Raw genomic sequence first — 1,008 nt, forward strand, 5'->3', positions numbered from 1 at the left:
GCTCAATGTTGACACTCAAACCGATAACACCGGCGGCCTTATCCGTGGCGGTCAGCAATTGACCCTGAACACCGCTCATTTGATTAACCGGGAAACGAAGCAGACGGATAACGGGCTGGAAGCGCAAAACCTGACGGTCAACGCTCAACAGGTGGACAATACTCAGGGCGCTTTACGGGCAGCCAATCACCTGCAAGCTCAGGTGAGTCACACGCTGGAGAATGCTGAGGGGTTAATCTCCGCGGGCAAACAGCTTACCGTAGACGACGAGACCCGTCCTACGTCTCTGGTGATTAACAACCGGCAAGGCACGCTGATTGCCGGGGAGCACGCCACGATTAACGCCCATGCTCTGAGCGGTGACGGCCAACTGTTATCGCAGGGCGATATGGCGATCACCTTAACTGAGGATTTTCATCATACCGGCAACACCGCGGCCAATGGCAATCTGACCCTGAAAACAACCGGCAATCTCCGCAATGACCGCCAGATAAAAGCCGGTCGGGCGCTGCATCTTGACGCACACCATCTCACCAATAGCGTCTCCGGTGAAATCAGCGCCGGGCAAACGCAAATCCAGGCTCATGATACCCTGAGCAACACCGGACTGATTGACGGCGGTTTGACTCATCTCACGGCCAACACCCTGAACAATACCGGCACCGGGCGCATTTACGGGGACCAGCTGGCCCTCCAGACGGGCACATTGAATAACACCGCCCAGGACGGCAAAGCTGCGGTCATTGCGGCACGTGACCGGCTGGACATCGGCACCGGAACGCTCAACAACCAGCATCATGCGCAGATTTACAGCGTGGGCGACATGCGCATCGGCGGCCAGTTGGATAACGCCCTGACGGCCACCGGTCAGGCGCGTGAGCTCAATAACCACGCGGCGACGATTGAAGCCGGGCGCCACTTGAAGATTAATGCCGACCGGATTAACAACACCAACGCCGGGTTGGTGACTCAGGTCGTCGAAACGGAAAAGTCTCAGCATCACGATGC

General features: G+C 57.4%; 1 pseudogene. It reads left to right on the forward strand.

Going from position 1 to position 1,008, the window contains the following annotated elements:
• Nucleotides 1–1,008 (forward strand): annotated as a pseudogene (locus LGZ98_RS23845) (hemagglutinin repeat-containing protein); the annotation flags it as partial.

It is taken from the genome of Photorhabdus kayaii (assembly GCF_025384895.1).
Classification (GTDB): Bacteria; Pseudomonadota; Gammaproteobacteria; order Enterobacterales; family Enterobacteriaceae; genus Photorhabdus; species Photorhabdus kayaii.